The sequence below is a fragment of the Candidatus Moraniibacteriota bacterium genome (genome assembly GCA_016699875.1).
Taxonomy (GTDB): Bacteria; Patescibacteriota; Minisyncoccia; order Moranbacterales; family UBA1568.
Genome location: CP064989.1, coordinates 20,760 through 39,463 on the forward strand (window position 1 = coordinate 20,760; position 18,704 = coordinate 39,463).

At 46.5% G+C, this 18,704-nt stretch carries 15 protein-coding genes and 1 tRNA gene; 11 read left to right on the forward strand and 5 right to left on the reverse strand.

Translation table 11 applies throughout. The annotated features are described in order from the left end of the window. Positions 1 to 523 precede the first annotated feature (523 nt). Complete coding sequence (locus IPK84_00125; protein QQS15763.1) at positions 524 to 1,084, forward strand: hypothetical protein; 561 nt, start codon at positions 524 to 526, stop codon at positions 1,082 to 1,084. A gap of 118 nt (positions 1,085 to 1,202) precedes the next feature. On the opposite strand, the gene IPK84_00130 is transcribed toward IPK84_00125, so the two are convergent. From IPK84_00130 to IPK84_00145, 4 genes are read right to left on the reverse strand one after another with little or no spacing between them, the layout of a single operon-like run. Next, entirely contained in the window at positions 1,203 to 1,415 is a 213-nt protein-coding gene (locus tag IPK84_00130) for a hypothetical protein (protein ID QQS15764.1), read from the reverse strand. A 35-nt stretch (positions 1,416 to 1,450) separates the two neighbouring features. Continuing rightward, positions 1,451 to 1,855 (reverse strand): NUDIX domain-containing protein, encoded by a 405-nt coding sequence (locus tag IPK84_00135; GenBank protein ID QQS15765.1) that lies wholly within the window; start codon positions 1,853 to 1,855, stop codon positions 1,451 to 1,453. A gap of 33 nt (positions 1,856 to 1,888) precedes the next feature. Beyond that, positions 1,889 to 3,592 carry a glycoside hydrolase family 28 protein gene (locus tag IPK84_00140; GenBank protein ID QQS15766.1) on the reverse strand — a complete coding sequence of 568 codons (1,704 nt, stop codon included), beginning with the start codon at positions 3,590 to 3,592 and terminating at the stop codon, positions 1,889 to 1,891. Positions 3,593 to 3,608: 16 nt separating this feature from the next. Continuing rightward, a complete protein-coding gene (locus IPK84_00145) occupies positions 3,609 to 5,468 on the reverse strand; it encodes a glycosyltransferase family 39 protein (protein QQS15767.1) in 1,860 nt (619 codons plus the stop codon). A 151-nt stretch (positions 5,469 to 5,619) separates the two neighbouring features. Between IPK84_00145 and IPK84_00150 the strand changes: the two genes are divergently transcribed. The 7 genes from IPK84_00150 to IPK84_00180 all read left to right on the forward strand — a co-directional run bounded on the left by IPK84_00150 (position 5,620) and on the right by IPK84_00180 (position 15,088). Beyond that, on the forward strand, positions 5,620 to 7,383 hold the full coding sequence (locus IPK84_00150) for a glycosyltransferase family 39 protein (GenBank protein ID QQS15768.1): 1,764 nt from the start codon (positions 5,620 to 5,622) through the stop codon (positions 7,381 to 7,383). A gap of 45 nt (positions 7,384 to 7,428) precedes the next feature. Continuing rightward, positions 7,429 to 9,045, forward strand: a complete 1,617-nt coding sequence (locus IPK84_00155; protein ID QQS15769.1) for a glycosyltransferase family 39 protein — start codon at positions 7,429 to 7,431, stop codon at positions 9,043 to 9,045. A 100-nt stretch (positions 9,046 to 9,145) separates the two neighbouring features. Beyond that, entirely contained in the window at positions 9,146 to 10,723 is a 1,578-nt protein-coding gene (locus IPK84_00160) for a glycosyltransferase family 39 protein (protein QQS15770.1), read from the forward strand. A gap of 51 nt (positions 10,724 to 10,774) precedes the next feature. Next, positions 10,775 to 11,473: a ChbG/HpnK family deacetylase gene (locus IPK84_00165; GenBank protein QQS15771.1), complete on the forward strand. Its 699-nt coding sequence runs from the start codon at positions 10,775 to 10,777 to the stop codon at positions 11,471 to 11,473. A gap of 50 nt (positions 11,474 to 11,523) precedes the next feature. Then, positions 11,524 to 13,143 carry a glycosyltransferase family 39 protein gene (locus IPK84_00170; GenBank protein ID QQS15772.1) on the forward strand — a complete coding sequence of 540 codons (1,620 nt, stop codon included), beginning with the start codon at positions 11,524 to 11,526 and terminating at the stop codon, positions 13,141 to 13,143. Between the two features lie 120 nt (positions 13,144 to 13,263). Then, on the forward strand, positions 13,264 to 13,563 hold the full coding sequence (locus tag IPK84_00175; GenBank protein ID QQS15773.1) for a hypothetical protein: 300 nt from the start codon (positions 13,264 to 13,266) through the stop codon (positions 13,561 to 13,563). Then, positions 13,553 to 15,088, forward strand: coding sequence for a glycoside hydrolase family 28 protein (locus IPK84_00180; protein ID QQS15774.1), 1,536 nt, complete (start codon positions 13,553 to 13,555; stop codon positions 15,086 to 15,088). Before IPK84_00175 ends, IPK84_00180 begins: the two co-directional genes overlap by 11 nt. A gap of 130 nt (positions 15,089 to 15,218) precedes the next feature. On the opposite strand, the gene IPK84_00185 is transcribed toward IPK84_00180, so the two are convergent. Continuing rightward, complete coding sequence (locus IPK84_00185; GenBank protein QQS15775.1) at positions 15,219 to 16,157, reverse strand: glycosyltransferase family 2 protein; 939 nt, start codon at positions 16,155 to 16,157, stop codon at positions 15,219 to 15,221. A gap of 179 nt (positions 16,158 to 16,336) precedes the next feature. Between IPK84_00185 and IPK84_00190 the strand changes: the two genes are divergently transcribed. From IPK84_00190 to IPK84_00200, 3 genes are all read left to right on the forward strand, one after another. After that, positions 16,337 to 16,413: transfer RNA gene (locus tag IPK84_00190), tRNA-Val, on the forward strand. Positions 16,414 to 16,440: 27 nt separating this feature from the next. Then, positions 16,441 to 16,887 carry a 50S ribosomal protein L9 gene (gene rplI, locus IPK84_00195; GenBank protein ID QQS15776.1) on the forward strand — a complete coding sequence of 149 codons (447 nt, stop codon included), beginning with the start codon at positions 16,441 to 16,443 and terminating at the stop codon, positions 16,885 to 16,887. Between the two features lie 166 nt (positions 16,888 to 17,053). Then, positions 17,054 to 18,694 (forward strand): CTP synthase, encoded by a 1,641-nt coding sequence (locus tag IPK84_00200; GenBank protein QQS16240.1) that lies wholly within the window; start codon positions 17,054 to 17,056, stop codon positions 18,692 to 18,694. The last annotated feature ends 10 nt before the right edge of the window (positions 18,695 to 18,704 follow it).

Here is an 18,704-nt window from a genome sequence, read left to right on the forward strand (position 1 = left end):
CAATGCGCTACTCACAGAGTAAGTAAGGAGAATTAACCGCTTCTTTTCTCTCGCTTATCAAAGAGCTATTTTCGCTAATTTTGGAGGAAGTATACCACCTCAAATTTCGCGTTAAGTGTAGCGTATTGTGTCTATTCTGTCAAGCCCAAACGCTATAATCAAAACTATGCCCAAAAACCAACAAAAAAAGCCCTTATTTCAAGGACAATTTCATATCTTCTTATTTGGTTGTCGGCGCAAACTTTTTCGGAGCGAGGGCGCGGCGGAATTCCTCCCCCCAACCCCCTCCTTCCGCCGCGCCCGAGCGGATTTCAGAGATTTGGCAAAATTGCGTCAGTAATTTTTCTCAAAATGGGTCCGCGCTACATTCAGAATATCCCACAAAACACAAATTTTGAGGCTTTTCATAGCCTCTTTTTTGTATTGACACCGAGTCTAAAAAGGTGTACAATAATATGTTGTAAGTAAGAGCTTGCGACTGCCTCGATTCCCGGCATCCAGGGGATTTTCTTTGAAAAAGGAGATGGCGATGACGATTCAGTCGATCACGCAAGGCCAAGCAAATCAGAAGAAGCCCAGATCGCATTACCCGGTGCTTGCTGAAACCAGGCTCCTCAAACCTGTCGGCAAGTCAACTGTTCCAGTCAGGACGAATCCCTTCAATGCAGAAAAGTTCTACCAGACCGGCACCGGCCTTTACGTCTACGGCATGTTCCCAGGTCGCCTCAACTTGAGTTTTAGGCAGACAGTGGATTCGGCTCCCGAACGTCCCTACGTGGCTTTGCTCCTCAAGGAAAACGCCTACGACAGGAACATCCGCAAGAAACTGCCGGACATGCACCTGTCCACACTGGAAGACATCGCAGGCCTCATTGAAGCACAGCCGGGCGGCAAGCCGGGCTTCCTGCTAAACAACGGCTACGCGAACATCTTCTACGTCGAGGAAAACAGTGAAGTCTTCGTCGTGGATGTCGGCTGGAAATTCGACCGCTGCGAGTGGGGCGTCGACGGCTGGAAGCTCGGCGAGGCTGGCCGCTGGCGCGTTGACACGCAGGTTCTCTGCCCAAGCAACGCGGCGCTCTGACACCTTTTTAGTTCATTTGAACAAAAGACTTTTGTCTATTAAACCCTTGGAAGCTACAGTGTAACAACCAAGGGTTTTTTGTCTTTTTTTGTCTTGCCGAAAATAGGTACCAGAGAAGTCAGAACAAAATCTTTCCAATTGCGAAAAAAGCGATAATGGCCCAGAGAACATTCAGCACGCCTGGCTGATATGTCTTCTTATGGAAGGAGATGGCGACGATACCGAGTGCGCCTGTTCCATTGAGAAGCTGGTACACAATACTCGTTGGTGTCAGGAATGAGAAACTTATCAGGGCATAGGCGAGAGAATGATGGAGACTGTTCCGTACCAACCGAAAAGCGCAATGAGTCTATCTTTATTCATAGATCAATCAATGAGATCTTTTGATTTCAGATCATCGAAGATGAGTTGATCCACGGGCGATATCTCATTTCGTCTCGAGGAGTCAAACCAATCCATTTGTTCCACTTCAGCACTGGGCGCAAGCTTCCCTGAGTATTTTCCTTGGTAGCAAGTCATTCTTACGAGAGTTCCTTCCGGTTTTCCGTGAGCTTGTGCCTCAAAGGTTCCGTAGTGCTTGAGAGTTTCGGGAATGATGTCGATCTGCAGCTCCTCTTTCATTTCTCGCATCAGAGCTTCTTGATCGCTTTCATTATTCTCGCGTTTTCCTCCCGGAATGTACCAAGCGTCTTTTCCATAACTACGCGTCTCCAAGACTCTCCGGTTAAGAATTTCAATAAAGGCCAGTTTGTCGATGTATGTTGTTTCCATATATATTGCATCTAATGAGGAATGAGGGATGCTTTAAGAATCACTCCTCTCAGTTTCCGAGAGGAGAGCGTCTTTGTTTGCATCTTCAGAGAAAGTGACGGAATCTTTGGCGAAGCCGCTTGCTTGCATGTCTATGTTGTGTGAATCGGCTCCGGAGATCGTGAGACAGTCTTTGCGGACGAGAGGGCACTTGGTGTTTATGAACGAGAGATTGGCGCCATCCTTGATATCGAAGACCGTGCCCTTGGTGGGGACGGCAGTAACTCTGTCAAAAGTGATATATTCCGCCTTTTCTATTTGAGCGCCCCATTTCGAGGAAATTTTGACGTTCTTGAAAACAACGTCAATAATCGGCTGTTCCACGAGCCCGTTGATTTCTATTGAGCGATCGGTTTTCCCGACAGACATATCTTCGATGGCGATGTTGCGAAAGAGGGGGATAGCGCCGCGGCCTTTGATAAAGGAGTTTTCATAGGCGGTTGTGAGTTGTACCGCAGCTATGGAGGCGTAGTCGATATTCACTATATTGGCGTGGATATTTTCTACGATTCCGCCGCGGCCCTTTGAGGACTTGATGCGGAACCCATACTGAACCATATTTGCGGAAAGGTTTTCAATGAAAATATTGCGCACATCGCCGGACATCTCGCTCCCGATGGCGACAGCGGCATGCGCTTCGAGTATGGAATTATTTCTGATTAAGACATTTTCCGTTGGTTCTCGAACACGGAGACCGTCACTATTTCTTCCTGACTTGAGGACAATGGCATCATCGCCGGTACTGAAAACGTTATCCTCAATAAGGACATTTATTGAAGAGTCGAGTGCTACGCCATCGGTGCTTGGTCCGGCACTGGTCTCAATATGAACACCGCGAACAATGATATGTGTACTGTAGAGCGGATGAATCGTCCACATGGGACCGTTTTGTATGGTGACGCCCTCGACGAGTACGCGGTGGCAATTCATAAATTCGATGAATGCCGGGCGAAGAGCGTCTGCGACGGTTCCGAAAACGCGCTCGGACACGGGTACATCGTCGTCGCCCATTCGGTAGAGATTTTTGATAGACTTGTTCCAGTCACGCATCGCTTCCCACCAAACGGCGCCTTGTCCATCGAGCGTGCCTTCACCCGTAATGGCAACATTGAAAGCATTGGCAGTATAGATAGGAGCGGAATAGTTGTAATATTCAATGCCCTCGAAGCGAGAGAAAACGACCGGCAGATACTCTTCAAAGTTCGTGCTGAAAAGAATGGTCGATCCCTTTTCGAGGTGAAGATTGATATTGCTTTTGAGATGTATCGCTCCGGTGAACCAGGTGCCTTTGGGAACTTGGACGGTCCCGCCTCCGGTACTGGCGCAGTCCTCTATCGCTTTCCGAAACGCTTCAGTATCGGAGGTGATGCCATCACCCTTCGCACCGTAGTCGGCGATGGAACAAACTCTGTCCGGAAAACCCGTTTCCTCAATACTGAGCGAGCCACCGGAAAGTGTCTGAAGTGTGGCAATCGATGTTGCCAGCGGAATGGATTGCGATATATCCGGGAATTCCCGAGGGATTTCCGGTTCGGTCGGCAGTGTTTCTTCGGGAGAAGCTTCTCTCGTAAAATCCTGTGATGATGAGAATATTGTTCGTATCCGGTCTCCGAACAGTTTCCAACCTCCAAGGATAACTCCGACAATGCAGAGAGCAAAAAGGAGGAGAAGAATGGCTGTTCGACGCTGCTGAATCATGGCGGACGAGAGTTATTTATTCCGAGGATGGGTTTCCTAAAAGGAGTTGCTCGGCGGGAATCACTTTCACAAAATTTTCCGGGCGATTGCCGATAACGAACGTCTTTGAGGTCTCTTCGGTTGCATATGCTTTTTTGAAATCAATAGGATCGCTGCCGGGGTGAGAAAGCTTTGTGGTTCTGGATCGACGCCCGGACGAGACTACGACATAGTCAAAATGGAGATCTCGCAAATCTTTCTGACTGAGTCCGGTGCGGCACTCCCCGATAAAGACGGCGCAGACAGCCCCCTTATCCGCCCATATGGAGATTTCGCGGGGATTTGGCAGGTGGTTGAGAAAGTCGGCGGCTTCCCAACTTCCATCGCCCATATCCTTCAAATTGACGAAATAGGGTTCCGGAAGAAGAGATGATGTGTAGGCGAAATAGTACGGCTTGACGGAGAAAAGGCTGATGAATGAAAGAAGTGCCACCGCTGATATTGCGGCAAGGGAGGTGTGGGAATGCTTACGAAGGCGTTCGGACTTGAGAAGAAAAGCAATGCCAAGAGCAGCTAGAATAAAAGCGAAAGGGAAGATGGTTATTTGGTAGCGTATGGTGGCAACTACGTGATTGACGGTTGACGCGACGTAGTAGAGAAGGATAAAGAGCGTGATAAAGAAAGCTATTTTTGTTTCTTGTGACGTTATATACTTTTTTGTTGAGCCAAAAACAAGCGCTACAACCAGAGTAATAAGCGCAAACGGCGAAATGCCGAACATAAGACTATATAAATCGGCAACGACAGTGTCGGTAAAAATATACAAGCGTGAGCTGTCTCCTCCGGAGCCTTTCGGAGAGGCAAGCGAGGCATCGGTATTGAAGAGACTCATGCCGTTGAGCGTATTCAGTAAGACGAAAAGAATAGCAGCAATAAAGAATATGAAAACCATTCGAATAAAAAGTATTCGATATCGTGAGAGGGTGTGCAAAATAGCGGCAGTAAATTTGTTCTTGAATAAAACAGCGTCGAGCGCAATAAGCGCAATGATGCTTGCAAAAAGCGGCCAGGTGCTCTCGAAAGCCTTGCTAAGGAATGTCCCTTCGAAGACCATTTCCGGATGCTTCCATGTCGCAGGGAAAAGCGCAAAGAATGTCGCCAGAGAGATGCTCACCAAGATGAGGTAATGAAGAGCTGATTGTCTTATGTAGGTTCGAAGATCCGGTTTTTCCTGAGAGAGGATGTACTCCAAAAAGGGAAGTGCGAAGAAGAATATATAGAGAATATTGGCGACGTATTTGGTAAGAAGAGAGAGTCCGAGGAGCACTCCGCTTGCATAGAGGTACTTTTTTTCAGCGCTTTTCTGGAAAACAAAATAGCTCAGTGTCGAGAGCGGAAGAAATATCCAGAGAAGCGAGTCGGGGTTGATAATGAGCGAGATTCCGAGGAGGATCGGTGAGAATCCTATAAAAACAAAGGCGATGAGAGCGGTCGTTTCATCGAAGAGTTTTTTAAGAAGAATGAAAAAGAATGGGAGAGAGAGGAGACAAAAAAGAAAAATGGGCAGACGGAAGAAGAAGTTGATATCATTTATGGCTTGAAACTCTTCATCGGTTTTTACGTTATCGCGCAGACCCTTGTAGGGAAGGGGGTCTATTGTAAGAAGTCCGGCGCCGGAGAGGATTGCGGTCGTGATGCCGGGTTTGTCATTGATATTGGTGGATCGCCATTTTCCTTCGGCGATCGCCTTCCAAAACTTCGGTGTTCGCTGGTATGTCCAGTAGGGCTCATCAACTGCCGAATACGACTCGAGACGCGACAGTCCGAGCGCTAAGTTTATGGCAAGTACGGCAACGATAACAAGCGGCGCGAAGCACTTTCGGCAATTGAGTTTCATGAAAAAATCGAGAAATTACACATTTGGCAATACCCGAATGATACAAGAAATTCCCTCGGCTTGCAAAAATTTCAGGCTTTCAGAGCATCTTTCGGCTTTACGAACGACGGAGGAGAATGATAGAATGTCTCATATTGCCGTACGCGTTTGTATGGATATTCTGAGACAGTACAGATGGACTCTTGCCTTGCTCGCCATACTTTTTGGCGCTATTTTCGTGCGGACCTATTCCTTGGACGAGTGGCTCTATTTCAAGATGGACCAAGCGCGAGATGCGCTTCTGATTACCGATATTCTCGAAAATGGGCCGAGCAGTCTTCCTCTTCTCGGTCCCCGGGTCGGTGCGGTAGAACTCAAGAGCGGGTTTCTGCGCCTGGGTCCCATATACTACTACTTTCAGTATCTTGCCGGCATCTTGTTCCATTCGTCGGAGCCATCGGTTTTTGCGTATCCGGATGTATTCTTCTCAATCGCGGCGATTCCTCTCCTGTACGCGTTTGCCCGCCTTTACTTTGAGAAACGCCATGCGCTCATGGTAACGGCGATGTACGCTTTCTCGTTTCTGGTGATTCAATACTCTCGCTTTGCATGGAATCCAAACTCGTTGCAATTTTTCATTCTATTGAGTTTCTATGGACTCCTGCGATTTCTCAATGAGGAGCGATTTTCATCAAAATGCCGCTGGCTAGCTCTTTGGGCTGTTGGCAGTGCTATCGGTTCACAACTCCATTTTTTCGGATTTTTTAGTTTACTGGGTATTTCAGGACTCCTCGTGCTCTTTCATGGGCGCATTTGGAGGAAAACATCCTGGCAGACAATGTTTCACAGAGAATCCCTTCGACAGTTCGCCGTATTCTCAGCTATAGTTGTCGGGATATTCGCTTTTTTCTACACGCCGGTTGTATTGAGTGACAGTCTTCGCGGCGGAGAAAATACCAGGAACTTCTTTGAAGCGCTCGGATCGAAAGCGGAAAAGAAACCCCTTGTTGAGAAACTTCAGAAGACGGTGACAGAAAATCTGAAGTATTCCTGCCTGTTGCTCACATCGGAATGTTATGCCGGCGACGTCGATTCTCAAGAGAATGTGCCATTTATTGTTCTCACGGCCACGATATTTCTTGTCGGAGCGATATTGGCAGTTCGAGGACTGAGAAGGGAGGATAATACTCTCCGCCGTGATTTTCTAGCGCTTGCACTTCTCTGGATCGGCGTTTTTGTCGTGCTCACGGAACCGGTTTCCTTTCAGCTTCGACCGCGCTTCTACATTGTGATTTTTGCGATCCCGTTTCTTTTTCTGGGATTTCTCTATGAATTTCTTGAAAGTCGATTTGGCAGGCGAGTGTTTCCCGTATCGATTTTACTGACACTAGGTATCGTAGCGCTCAATGCTCATGGCACATTCCTGTGGTTTAGAGAACAGGCGAAGGCGCAAACGAAAGCGATCCCGGTAAAGCGGACTCTTATTTTAAAAACCAAGGATGGCGTAACACTCGGGCAACTGCGAGGTGCGGCGGACTGGGCATATGCTCGCATGAAACCAGGAAATACGCTCTACTATTATGTGAAACCGGAGCATCAGCGCCCGATCAAGTTTCTTTTGCGCTCGCATGGAGACAGCTTGCTTCGCGTCGAATCGCTTACGATAAATGAGGATCCGACGGCGCAATTTTTCGCAATCACGCCAGCAAAGAACGGCAAGAAAGATGTTGCCAAAAAACTGAAGTTGTCCGAAGGAGACTGTATCATTCTTGATTCAAAACAATTCGGTGAGCTTCTGGTATCGGAGATAAACTTCCCAAATCGTCATATTTCCGATACGTTCAAATATAAAGAGAATAAAGAGGTTGATCGGGAAGGCGAGGGCGACCGAAGTTATTGGAGGGATATTCTCCCGGCACTGTCCGGGGAAGAGTAAATCGAGAATGTGAAGTGGATGAATTTCAGAGATCGATGTTTTATTATGTTTCGGAAGCCCTCAGCATTTCGAACTGCTTGGATTCTCTGTGGTATTGTGGTGGTCGGCATATTTATCCGCACATATCACTTTCGGGAGTGGCTTCACTTCGGATCGGATCAGGCTCGTGATGTTATGCTGGTGGGCGACGTGGTGCATGGAGTGGAGCCTTGGCCACTGCTTGGTATGGAGGCGGGAAATACCCGGTTTGATCTCGGTCCCGTCTACTACTATTTCCAAATAGCATCGGCGCATATCTTTGGTGTGCGCCCCGATACGCTGGCCTATCCGGATCTTTTGTTTTCCATTCTGACGATTCCGCTCGCTTTCTTCTTGTTCCGAAAACTCTTTGAGACGAATCTCTCACTTGCACTTACCGGGCTTTACTCGATTTCTTTTTACATAGTCGAGTATTCCCGCTTTGCATGGAATCCGAATATGATCCCATTTTTTGTCGGGCTTTTCCTGCTTTCTCTCACAGAGTTCATGGAAGCGGACGAGAAGACCAAGTGGCGATGGATATTCGCACTCGGCATAGCGATCGGTATCGGAGTGCAGCTGCATACGATATTACTCTTCTTGTTCCCGGCAATGCTGCTTGGCATGTTCCTTATCTTTTCGAAAAAGAATATTGGGGCCATAGTGCGTCTCGTCAGCATTGTCGCCATAGCTTTCGCACTGAATATTCCTCAAGCTATCAGTGAAGTTCAGACTCATGGAAAAAATACCAAACTCTTCTTCAAGGCGCTCACTGATCGTTCGGGAAGTGGCAGCTCGCAATTTGCAGAAAGTCTCAAAACAGATATCCTCTGTCATGCACAGGCAAATTCACATATGCTTTCGGCACTTGGACATCACGGTAATTGCAATTTTCTCTCCCTCATTGACCATCCGGAGAGATTCTCAGGCGGTTTCTCTTTACTGCTTGCATATGGCAGCATCATGCTCAGTGTCATCTTTTCTGCGATAGGATATGGACTGCTAGCATTCCTTGTTTTCACTGAGGCGGATCCGAAGCGACGGAAATTTCTTCTCGTTATTTTCATCTATACGGGACTTTCATTTCTCATTCTTTTTTCAGTTATCATAGGAGCGCCGCTTCGGTATTTTATTCATGCGACGTTCATTCCTTTTATTCTGCTTGGATTGATTCTTGTGCGGATTCGGAAGTATTCTTTTCCTTTTGCTCGAACAGTTGTTTGGGCAGTTATTGCCACGTCAGCACTGCTCAATGTCCGAGCGATTGGCATTGAGGCGTCTCAACTTGCATCGGGGACGCGTGGAAATCCGGGATTTGTCGTGCTTGGTGAAGCGGAACGCATGGTAGACTATATGAGAGAGCGTTCCGGATCATGGACGGAGGCGAATCTTGCCGGAGGGACGGCTTACTTTTCAACGTATTATAAACCGCTCAAATATATTGCCGCACAGAAAGGTCTTGATATTCATCTGGCCAAGCGAAAGCGGCCTCCGGTTTCGGAAATCCCTTATTTCTTCGTCTACCGGCCCTCTGATCGAAGAGACCCGTCTTTTGCCAAAGGATATGATGTGCTTGATTATCGAGATTTCGGGCAGATAGGCATATATCACTTGCAAAGCGTGAAGTACCGAGTGCAAGAATGAGCGGTTATTGTCATCGCTGCTGATACAGAGAGTTGAATTTGATATTCGCCAAACGGTACATGGGTAACGCAGGTCATTCACCACGAGCCTTTCTCTGACTATGAATTCTTTTGTCAGTACATTTCGGAAAATTTCCCCATCCGTATTCGTCCTCGCGGCGATTTTCATCATCGGAATATTTTTGCGCACGTTTTATTTTCATGATTGGCTTCGATTCAATGCCGATCAGTCAAGGGATGCCGGTATTGTGAGCGATGTTGTTGAAGGGAAAACGCCGGCTCCGCTCCTCGGTCCGAAAGCTGGCGGAACAGAGTTTCGTCTCGGGTCGGCATTTTATATTTTTCAAATTGCTTCTGCGAGTCTCTTCGGAAATCGGCCTGACACAATGGCGTATCCTGACCTCATAAGTTCTCTTCTTGCCATCCCGCTTCTCTACGCTTTCCTGCGTCTGTATTTCGAGAGAAAGACTGCGCTCTTCCTGACAGCTCTCTTTGCGGTTTCTTTCTATGGAGTGAAGTATTCTCGCTTTGCGTGGAATCCGAATTCATTGCCTTTCTGGACGCTGCTCTTTTTCTTTTCTTTGCATCGTCTTCTGGCATTTCCGGAAAAGGCCGGGGTGGTATGGAGCATCATTTTGGGAGTCGCGCTGGGTGTCGGTGTTCAATTGCACACGTTGACGCTCATATTGTTTCCTATAGCGGCCGCACTTACATTCGGATATCTCGCATTCTTACGAAGAGAACGTCTCGGAAGAGTATTCCTGGTAGTCTCAACAGTGGCTGTTCTCCTGAATGCCGGACAGATACTGAGTGAGATTCGAACGGGCGGAGAAAATCTGTCGGCATTCTTTTCCGGGATTGATGCAAAAGAAGAGAAAGGATCCGGTTTTTCAAAGAACATCGTAAAAGACTCGGTTTGTTTCGTTCAGGGAAGCGTGTATATCCTAACTTCGCACGAGATTTCCGACACTTGCGATACGAAATCTATCAGAAATGGCTCTAATGGAATATTTTTTGCCGGAGGCATTCTTCTTTTCTTTGGCGGGATAGCACTTGCTTTTCGGGCATTTTATCGTGAGCGAGAGGCGTCAAAACGATATTTTCTTATAATAAACATGGCGTTTCTTTTACTTTCATTTCTTTTGTTCATTCCGCTTGCCAATGAAATATCAATGCGATTCTTCCTCGTGACCGTATTTCTGCCCTTTATATTGCTCGGTCTCTGGTTTAACCTCTTTGTCGAGGTCTTTCCGCGTTGGGCATTTGTCGGAATAGCGGCTATTTCATCGATATTGATACTCGCCAATGTATATGCGGTACAGCAATCCTTTTCCGAATATGCCTCATACTTGGACAAACATTCCGAAGCGGGGATGGACAATGTCTTGCTTCGTGAAGTCGAAGAAGCTGCGGATTTTATCGTCAGCCGTTCGGGAGATTCGAATACAGTCTCGCTTGGAGGAGATTCGAGATATCTTTTCAAGGCATTGAAATCTATTCGGTACTTTACGGAAAAGCAGGGAATCGATATTATCCAACAGAAGAATGGAAAAACAGATACTTTTCCTCAATTTATTGTTGACAACACAAAGCATGCCGATGATTTCCTCAAAGAAAACCCCGATGTGATAGACTGGAAAACAATCGGACGGTTTACTCTTTTCCAAGTACGTAGATGACGAAATTCCAAGCGTCAAGCGTATTGTCTCTATCTCATTTAGCGAGCAGTTATGAAGAAGCAGTCAAACATGATCTTTGCCGCAGATGATTTCGGCATTAGTCAAAAAGCGAATGAGCGAATCTTGAAGCTTGCCGAGGCGGGAGTGCTTGATCGTGTAGCCGTTATGACAAAGGGAGGTGCAACCAAAGAATCTTTGGATCGTCTCGCGAGATCGGCCGTAAAAATCGATCTTCATGCCGAGCTTCGCGATGATATCGACCCCAATAGAAAACTTGCTGCGGGTGCATTCCGAAGAACTCTCACATTTATGAAGAACCTCTTTTTCGGAGAGAACCGACCGGCTCAGGTTGCTGCTCGCTGGGAAGCGCAGATTCTCGATTTCCATTCCATGTTTGGAAAGTATCCCGACGGATTGAACTCGCATGAACACACTCATTTCTTCCCGCCATACTTCAAGCATGCTCTCTATTTAGCGCGGAAATATCACATCTCGTTTATTCGATTTGGGAGAGAATCATTTCCGGGAGGCGCAGCGGTTTCATATATTCTCAATACGCTTCGGCTGGTAGATAAGAGGTCATTCTCTCGAGCGAACATTGCCTCATCGGATATAATGGTCAGTTTCGATTGGATAAGATCACTCGATGTTCTCAAAGGATATCCGAAAGAAAAATCCATTGAAATATTGTTTCACCCCGAGCGTGATGAAGAGATGATTTTTTTGGAAGAAAATTTTCTTGAGAAGTGAAAATTTTCGCAATGATGAGAAGTTGAACGAGTTATTTTTTTGAAAGTGATATGAGTGTCTGGAAAATATGGCAGGAAAAAATACGAAGCAGAAAGCGTATCCAATATATACTCCTCGCCAGTATTGTTGTGCTTGGCCTGTTTCTTCGAACTTTCCACTTTCAATCATGGATGGAGTTCTCTCCGGATCAGGCGCGCGATGCAGCACTTATCGATGATGTTCTCTCCGGAGAGAAGTCACTGCCGTTTCTCGGTGCCGAATCCGGAAACACAGGATTCAAGCTTGGCCCGATAGCGTATCACTGGCAGTATCTTTCCAGCCTGCTTTTCGGGTCCGAACCGTACAATTTGGCATATCCGGATCTCCTCTTTTCGATATTTGCCATCCCTTTGTTTTTCTTGTTGATGCGGAAGTACTTTGCCGCTGAAATATCGCTCGTGCTTACTTTCTTCATGAGCTCATCGTTTTTTCTTGTGAAATACGCTCGCTTCGCTTGGAATCCGAATGCCGCCCCATTTTTCTCAGCTCTCTTTCTCTTTTCGCTTCTTGAGGTGCTTGATCCCAAGAGGAAGGACAAGCTTCTCTGGCCGGCACTTTTGGGTATTTCAATGGGAATTGCCATTCAATTGCATACGCTCTTCATATTTATTCTTCCAGCTGTTGCCGGTGTCGGGTTTCTTATTTGGATCAAACGCAGACTCTTCTCATGGCGAGGACTCGTACTGTTTGTTGCATGCTTCCTGGTTATGAATTGGGCGCAGATATATCGCGATGCAAATCACAACTATTCGAATGTCAACCGCTTCCTCAAAGCTATTACAAAGACGTCATCAGGAGATGGCGAAAACATGTTGCTGAGAAATATGGATGAAGCAACTGCTTGTGAGGTGCAATCAAGCGCCTACATTGTTTCGTCATGGGGAAACCTTGGGAAATGCGAAGTCTGGGAATCTGTCTTGCGTCCACATGATACGGAGTTGCGAATAACTTTTATTCTTGGATTTATCCTGGTCTTTGGCGGGTATGTACTGCTCGGTTATTACTGGCAGCGGGAAGATAATGATAGACGGCGAGACTTTCTTTTCTTTGCGGGACTTTACGCTCTGGTTGCTTTCATAATGAGTGTTCCCATAATCACACAAGTTTCCACGCGTTACTATATTACTTCTTTTTTCATTCCGTTTGTTCTCCTCGGGCTATGGATGAAATTCCTTGGAGGGCAATCGGGAAGAATCAGTGTGATATTCAAGATACTACTGCTCGCCTTGATAATCATTCTTGTCGCGGGCAATACACGTTCAATTGTCTCATGGTCGGAAAAGCTCGCTCACGGTTCGGCAAGTGACTCGAAAACCGTATTTTATACCGAGGTACGAGATATGATGAGTTATATGGAAGAATCCTTGCCTCAACAAAGTATCGGCCTCCTTGGAAACAATGACTATATGTCTCGATTCTTGAAACCACTCAATTACTTCGCCGTGCGCGACAGCATCGAATTGCTTGACCTTTCCAATAAACACCGGGATCCGGAGGGAAGATTCTTCTACATAGGCGGCGTCATCCCCGAATCAGAACTGCTTACACAATCAACATACAAAGGGTACATCATTGAGAGTTATCGATTGTTTGGTCAGGTTATGATATTGATGCTTCGAACAAAAGAATGATATTTTAGGATGTTCCACCATGGAAGCGCACGTGCTTTCCCGACTAAAAACGGAATGTGTCTCCGGTATCGCTCGCTTTTTCGTTTCAATGCGAACAGCACTCATTCTAGTGGGGATTACATGCGTTGGAATATGGAATTCCATATCGGACCGATTACACACTACTTCTCGTTTCTTTCGGGGTTAATCCTCGGTTGGACGCCGGCAGCGCTGGCGTACCCGGATCTTTTGTTTTCCGTGCTCACCATTCCATTGATGTATGTACTCATTGCGAAGATGTTTGGCAGAAACATGGCATTGGTCTTTCCAACGGCAATATCCGGATTCATTGTAATAACCGAAATTAATGATCAAGAAATCATAAATCGCATTGCAAGTGGACGCGTCAGTATGTTTCAAATAAGGGAGTATGGCAAATAAAAAACAACTTCTCACTGTAGTGGCACTCTCCATCTCTGCACTCTTCCTAATTGGCGGAGCACTTTTCTTCAAGATCAATTTCATCGCTCACAAAAAGAATGACACGCTTTCGAAAGAAGCTGCGCGTGAGACAGTGAAGGGTGTTGATAGCAATACTCTGACAATCCCACAAACACTCTCTCTTTCGGAGCCTGTATTCCCCGATAGAGTATGCAATATCATGGATTTCGGGGCAATCGGAGATGGACAAACCATGAATACCGATGCTTTCCGAGAAGCTATTGCGGAATGCTCTCGACTCGGTGGCGGAAAGATAGTTGTTCCGAAAGGGGAATGGTTGACTGGTCCGATTGTTTTGCAGAACAATATATGGCTTTTCCTCGAACAGGATTCTGAGATCCTTTTTAGTGCTCAGAAAAACGATTACCTTCCTGTTGTCCGTTCGCGATTCGAAGGTGTTGAATACTACAATTATTCCCCGCCCCTCTCCGCGAGAAACGCGAAGAACATTGCAATTACCGGAAAGGGGACGCTGAACGGGCAAGCAGAGAAGTCATGGTGGACATCGGTGGATGATCCGAGAGTGGCGGCCTCTATGATGGAACTGTACACAATGGGGCAAAACGGCACCCCTATTAACGATCGGGTCTTTGGAGGAGAGAAGGGGCTACGGCCGGCATTTATAGAGTTTTTCGAGTGTCAGACGGTGCTTATTGAGGGCGTTACTTTTGTAAACGGCCCCATGTGGACGATTCACCCGCTCTATAGCGATACCCTCACTATTCGCGATGTTTCTATTCGAACGCATGATGGAAGAAATACGGACGGAATCGTCGTAGATTCTTCGCAAAACGTCGTCATCGAAGGCTCAAAATTTTCTACAGGAGACGATGCTATTGCCATAAAATCAGGGAGAGACAACGATGGGATGCGCGTCGGGAGGCCATCAAAGAATATCCTCATAAAGAACTGTGCCGTTGAAGAGGCTCATGCAGCCATAGCTATTGGCAGCGAGGTTTCCGGCGGGATACAAGATGTTTTTGTAGATACGATGCATGTGAAAGAAGCTGATTTCGGCATTCGTATGAAATCGAGTCCCGGGAGAGGTGCTTCTGTCCATACGATCCGAATTCAAAATATGAACATTGAAAGTGCGCGGATTGCCGCAATCGAACTCGACCAGATGACTGGCGAAGCCGTATCAGTCGGGACGGATCTCACAGACTTTAGCGATATTCGTATTGCAAATATACGGTGCGATTGGACCAGAAAGCCCTTTCTACTGAATGGAGCCGCTGAAAACCCTCCGTACGACATAGAACTGAACAATCTTTCACTCTCCGCAAGCGGAACAGCGCTCCTGAAAAATGTTCAACAAATACTCCTTAAAGATATCACTTTCGCATCCTCAAGAAAGGGGAAGGAAGCCGGTCTTGAGGTGATTGACAGCAAAGATATCGTCATTGACCAAATAAACCTTCCGAAAGAAAGGATGCTCTGTGCAAAGGGATGTACTTACCGGTAGAAAATCGGGTAGATTCCTCAAGTGTAGCAGATGGTGGAATGAGCTATAGATGAAGAATGTCCCCACATGAGAACTAAAAAACGAGGAATGAGCAGGGCATTCCTCTAGTGGCAAGCAATTACGAATACGGCTAAGATTTCCTCCGAATGATATATAAGGGACGACCGAGAACTTCCCGGTGAATATTCTCAATATAAAGTGAGAGTAACCCAATAGACATAAGGAGAATGCCTACAAGAAAGACAATGAAGATGGCAAGATTTTCGGCATCAGAGAATGTCGAGGCGAAATGCCAGCGAAAGAAATATTTTCCAAGCAATATGTAGAAACCGGCAATGGAAGAAGTAGCCGTTATGAAAATGCCCAGATAACCAGCCAACCGAAGCGGGAGGAGACTCAGTGAGACAAAGCTGTTGAAAGCAAGTCGAGCCAATTTCCAAAAATTGTAACTCGCCGTCCCATGGAGTCGCTCATGAGCATCGAAGAATATATAGGTACGCTTAAATCCCATCCAATCGATAAGTCCGCGCGTCATTCGATTGACTTCGGTAAGTCGATTGAATTCATTGACCACCATCCGATCAAGAAGTCGAAAATCAGTTGAGTTTGGCACAACCTTTGTCTCAACAATTTTGTTGAGTATGGCGTAAAAAATGACGGATCCAACTTTCTTTATCCATGAATCGCTCCGGCTTTTGTTCCGAATGCCCACTACAACTTCAAAACCGCGCTCCCACTGATTGACAAACTCAGGGATCAATTCGATTGGATGCTGAAGATCCGCATCTATAAGAATACATGCATTCCCGGAAGCATGGTGAAGTCCGGCAGTTGTCGCTATTTCTTTACCGAAATTTCTCGAGAAATCAATATATCGTATACGCGAGTCACGTGAAGACGCTTGTTTCAGAACCTCCAGCGTCTCATCGGTGCTTCCATCATTGACGAAGAGAATTTCGTAGGAGTATGCTTCACCAAGCGACTCAAGTATTGGTTGCGCCCGCTCACAGAAAACAGGGATATTCTCCGCTTCATTGTGTGCAGGGACAATTATGGAGATAACCTTCATAAGAGAGAATCGTGACAAGCGAGATAAAAACAAGCCTTCTTTCTTTGAAGTATATCGTAAAAAAAGCATGAGTGTAAAGAGCAGAACACTCTATTATGGCTATTCCTTGCCATTTTAAAGATTCTCTGGTAGGCTAGTTGAGGCTACGAAAGAAGCTCTATTTTCTCTTAAAGATAAACGGACAATTAGCTCAGCTGGTTAGAGCGCTGCATTCACATTGCAGAGGTCGCTGGTTCGAGTCCAGCATTGTCCACCAATCGAGATATTTTTTAGGTACATATTTATGCAGACAAAGGTAGTCTTTACGAAGACGATAGATGGCGTTGCCAAGGTGGGCGATATTCGCCTTGTTTCTGCCGGATATGCGAGGAATTTCCTTTTCCCTAAGAATCTTGCCGAGCCGGGAACAGAGCGGGCGCTTCTCAATGCCAAAAAGCGTCAGGCTGATGAGACGAAGAAGGAAAATGACATCATCACTAAAGTCAAGGAAGAGTCGCAGGCGCTCCGTGAACGAGAAGTTCGCATTGCGGTAAGAGAAAAAGATGGGACCATGTTCGGATCAGTAACCGCTAAAGATATTGTGAAAGCGCTCGAGAAGGACGGGGTGGTCATTTCGGAAAAAAATATCGTTCTGCCAAAGCCGCTCAAGACACTCGGCGAGCACGAACTCACTGCTGATTTTGGACATGGCATATCGGTGCCATTTGTGGTACTGTTGAAGGGAGAGTAAAAAACGAAAGCACCTTTCAGAATATTTGGGGGAGTCGCTCTAATCGGGCGACTCTCTGTCTTTATGAAAGGATTCGTCGAGAGTGATAATAGGGAAGAGCTCGGGGTACATCTCGGTATTTATCCATAATCCGGTAGGCAGAATCTCTATGGTAAAAACAAAGAAAATGCGGACGCGCTTCATTTTTGTAGTCGGCGGCGTAATGAGTGGTGTTGGAAAGGGAATAGCTTCTTCATCAATCGGGAAGATTCTTTCGTCGCGCGGCTTTAATGTGACGGCGCTGAAGATAGATCCGTACATCAATGTTGACGCCGGTACCATGAACCCCACGGAACACGGAGAAGTTTTCGTGCTCCAAGACGGTTATGAGACAGATCAGGATATGGGGAACTATGAACGATTTCTTGGCAAGAGTCTTTCGCGAGAGAACTACATGACAACCGGGAGTGTTTATCAATCAGTCATAAACCGCGAGAGAAATCTGAAATATAATGGAGCCTGTGTCGAGGTAGTACCACATATTCCGCTCGAAGTGATATCGCGCATCAAACGTGCCGCTGAGAATGATCAGGCAGACATTGCCATCATAGAAATCGGCGGGACTATCGGCGAATACCAAAATATCCTTTTCCTCGAAGCGGCTCGCATGATGAAAATCAACCACCCGGAAGATGTGCTCTTTGTGCTGGTGAGTTATCTGCCAGTCCCAAGCAAAATCGGTGAAATGAAAACGAAGCCAACGCAGTATGCCGCACGAACACTCAATAGTGCCGGCATCCAACCGGATATTATTGTTGCCAGGAGTGATCACTCGCTTGATGAAAAGAGAAAGGAAAAAATAGCTGTCTTTTGCAATGTAAAAAAGGAAGACGTCGTCAGTGCGCCGGATGTTGAAAGTATTTACGATGTCCCGGTAAACTTTGAGAAGGATAATCTCAGCACGCTTATTCTCAAGAAACTCAGCTTGCGCGCACGAATGAAAGATATGAAACAGTGGAACAGTCTCGTTTCGCGCATTCACGGCCTTGAAGAAACCGTCAAGATTGGTATTGTCGGAAAATACTTCAAGACCGGAGATTTCGTCTTATCCGATGTCTACATTAGCGTGATTGAAGCGATTAAGCATGCTGCGTACTCGATTCGTCGAAAGCCGATAATCGAATGGCTCGAGAGCGGCACCTATGAAGGTGATCCCGCTTCCCTCAAAGAGCTGACCCGCTATGATGGCATCCTCATTCCCGGAGGTTTCGGCTCGCGCGGCATCGAGGGAAAGATTGCCGCTATAGGGTTTTGTCGCGAGAAGAAAATTCCTTACTTCGGACTTTGCTATGGTATGCAGCTTGCTGTCATTGAATACGCACGAAACGGAGCCGGGTTGAAAGATGCGAATACTGTGGAGATCGACAAACACGCGACATGCCCTGTTATCGATATTATGCCGGAACAAAAAGAGCGCCTCAAGAAAAAAGAATACGGCGCTACTATGCGGCTCGGCGCCTATCCGGCAACTCTCAAAAAAGAAACGATAGCAAGAAATGCATATAATAGAAAAGACATCTCGGAACGACATCGTCATCGATACGAGGTCAATCCCGAGTACATTGAGCGACTGGAGAAAGCGGGGCTCATATTCTCAGGAACATCGCCCGATGGTAAGCTTATGGAAATCGCCGAGCTTCCACGAGAGAAACACCCGTTCTTCCTGGGAACTCAATTTCATCCGGAGTTCCAGTCGGCACCGCTTGCCCCACATCCGCTCTTTGTTGAATTCCTCAAAGCTTGTGTGGAAAAAGAAGCGAGCATCTAAAACTAATGCA

Coding starts and splice junctions, on each gene's coding strand:
- IPK84_00125 (QQS15763.1), top strand. CDS start 524: ATGGCGATGACGATTCAGTCGATCACGCAAGGCCAAGCAAATCAGAAG.
- IPK84_00135 (QQS15765.1), bottom strand. CDS start 1,855: ATGGAAACAACATACATCGACAAACTGGCCTTTATTGAAATTCTTAAC.
- IPK84_00140 (QQS15766.1), bottom strand. CDS start 3,592: ATGATTCAGCAGCGTCGAACAGCCATTCTTCTCCTCCTTTTTGCTCTC.
- IPK84_00145 (QQS15767.1), bottom strand. CDS start 5,468: ATGAAACTCAATTGCCGAAAGTGCTTCGCGCCGCTTGTTATCGTTGCC.
- IPK84_00150 (QQS15768.1), top strand. CDS start 5,620: ATGGATATTCTGAGACAGTACAGATGGACTCTTGCCTTGCTCGCCATA.
- IPK84_00155 (QQS15769.1), top strand. CDS start 7,429: ATGTTTCGGAAGCCCTCAGCATTTCGAACTGCTTGGATTCTCTGTGGT.
- IPK84_00160 (QQS15770.1), top strand. CDS start 9,146: ATGAATTCTTTTGTCAGTACATTTCGGAAAATTTCCCCATCCGTATTC.
- IPK84_00165 (QQS15771.1), top strand. CDS start 10,775: ATGAAGAAGCAGTCAAACATGATCTTTGCCGCAGATGATTTCGGCATT.
- IPK84_00170 (QQS15772.1), top strand. CDS start 11,524: ATGAGTGTCTGGAAAATATGGCAGGAAAAAATACGAAGCAGAAAGCGT.
- IPK84_00175 (QQS15773.1), top strand. CDS start 13,264: ATGCGTTGGAATATGGAATTCCATATCGGACCGATTACACACTACTTC.
- IPK84_00180 (QQS15774.1), top strand. CDS start 13,553: ATGGCAAATAAAAAACAACTTCTCACTGTAGTGGCACTCTCCATCTCT.
- IPK84_00185 (QQS15775.1), bottom strand. CDS start 16,157: ATGAAGGTTATCTCCATAATTGTCCCTGCACACAATGAAGCGGAGAAT.
- rplI (QQS15776.1), top strand. CDS start 16,441: ATGCAGACAAAGGTAGTCTTTACGAAGACGATAGATGGCGTTGCCAAG.
- IPK84_00200 (QQS16240.1), top strand. CDS start 17,054: ATGCGGACGCGCTTCATTTTTGTAGTCGGCGGCGTAATGAGTGGTGTT.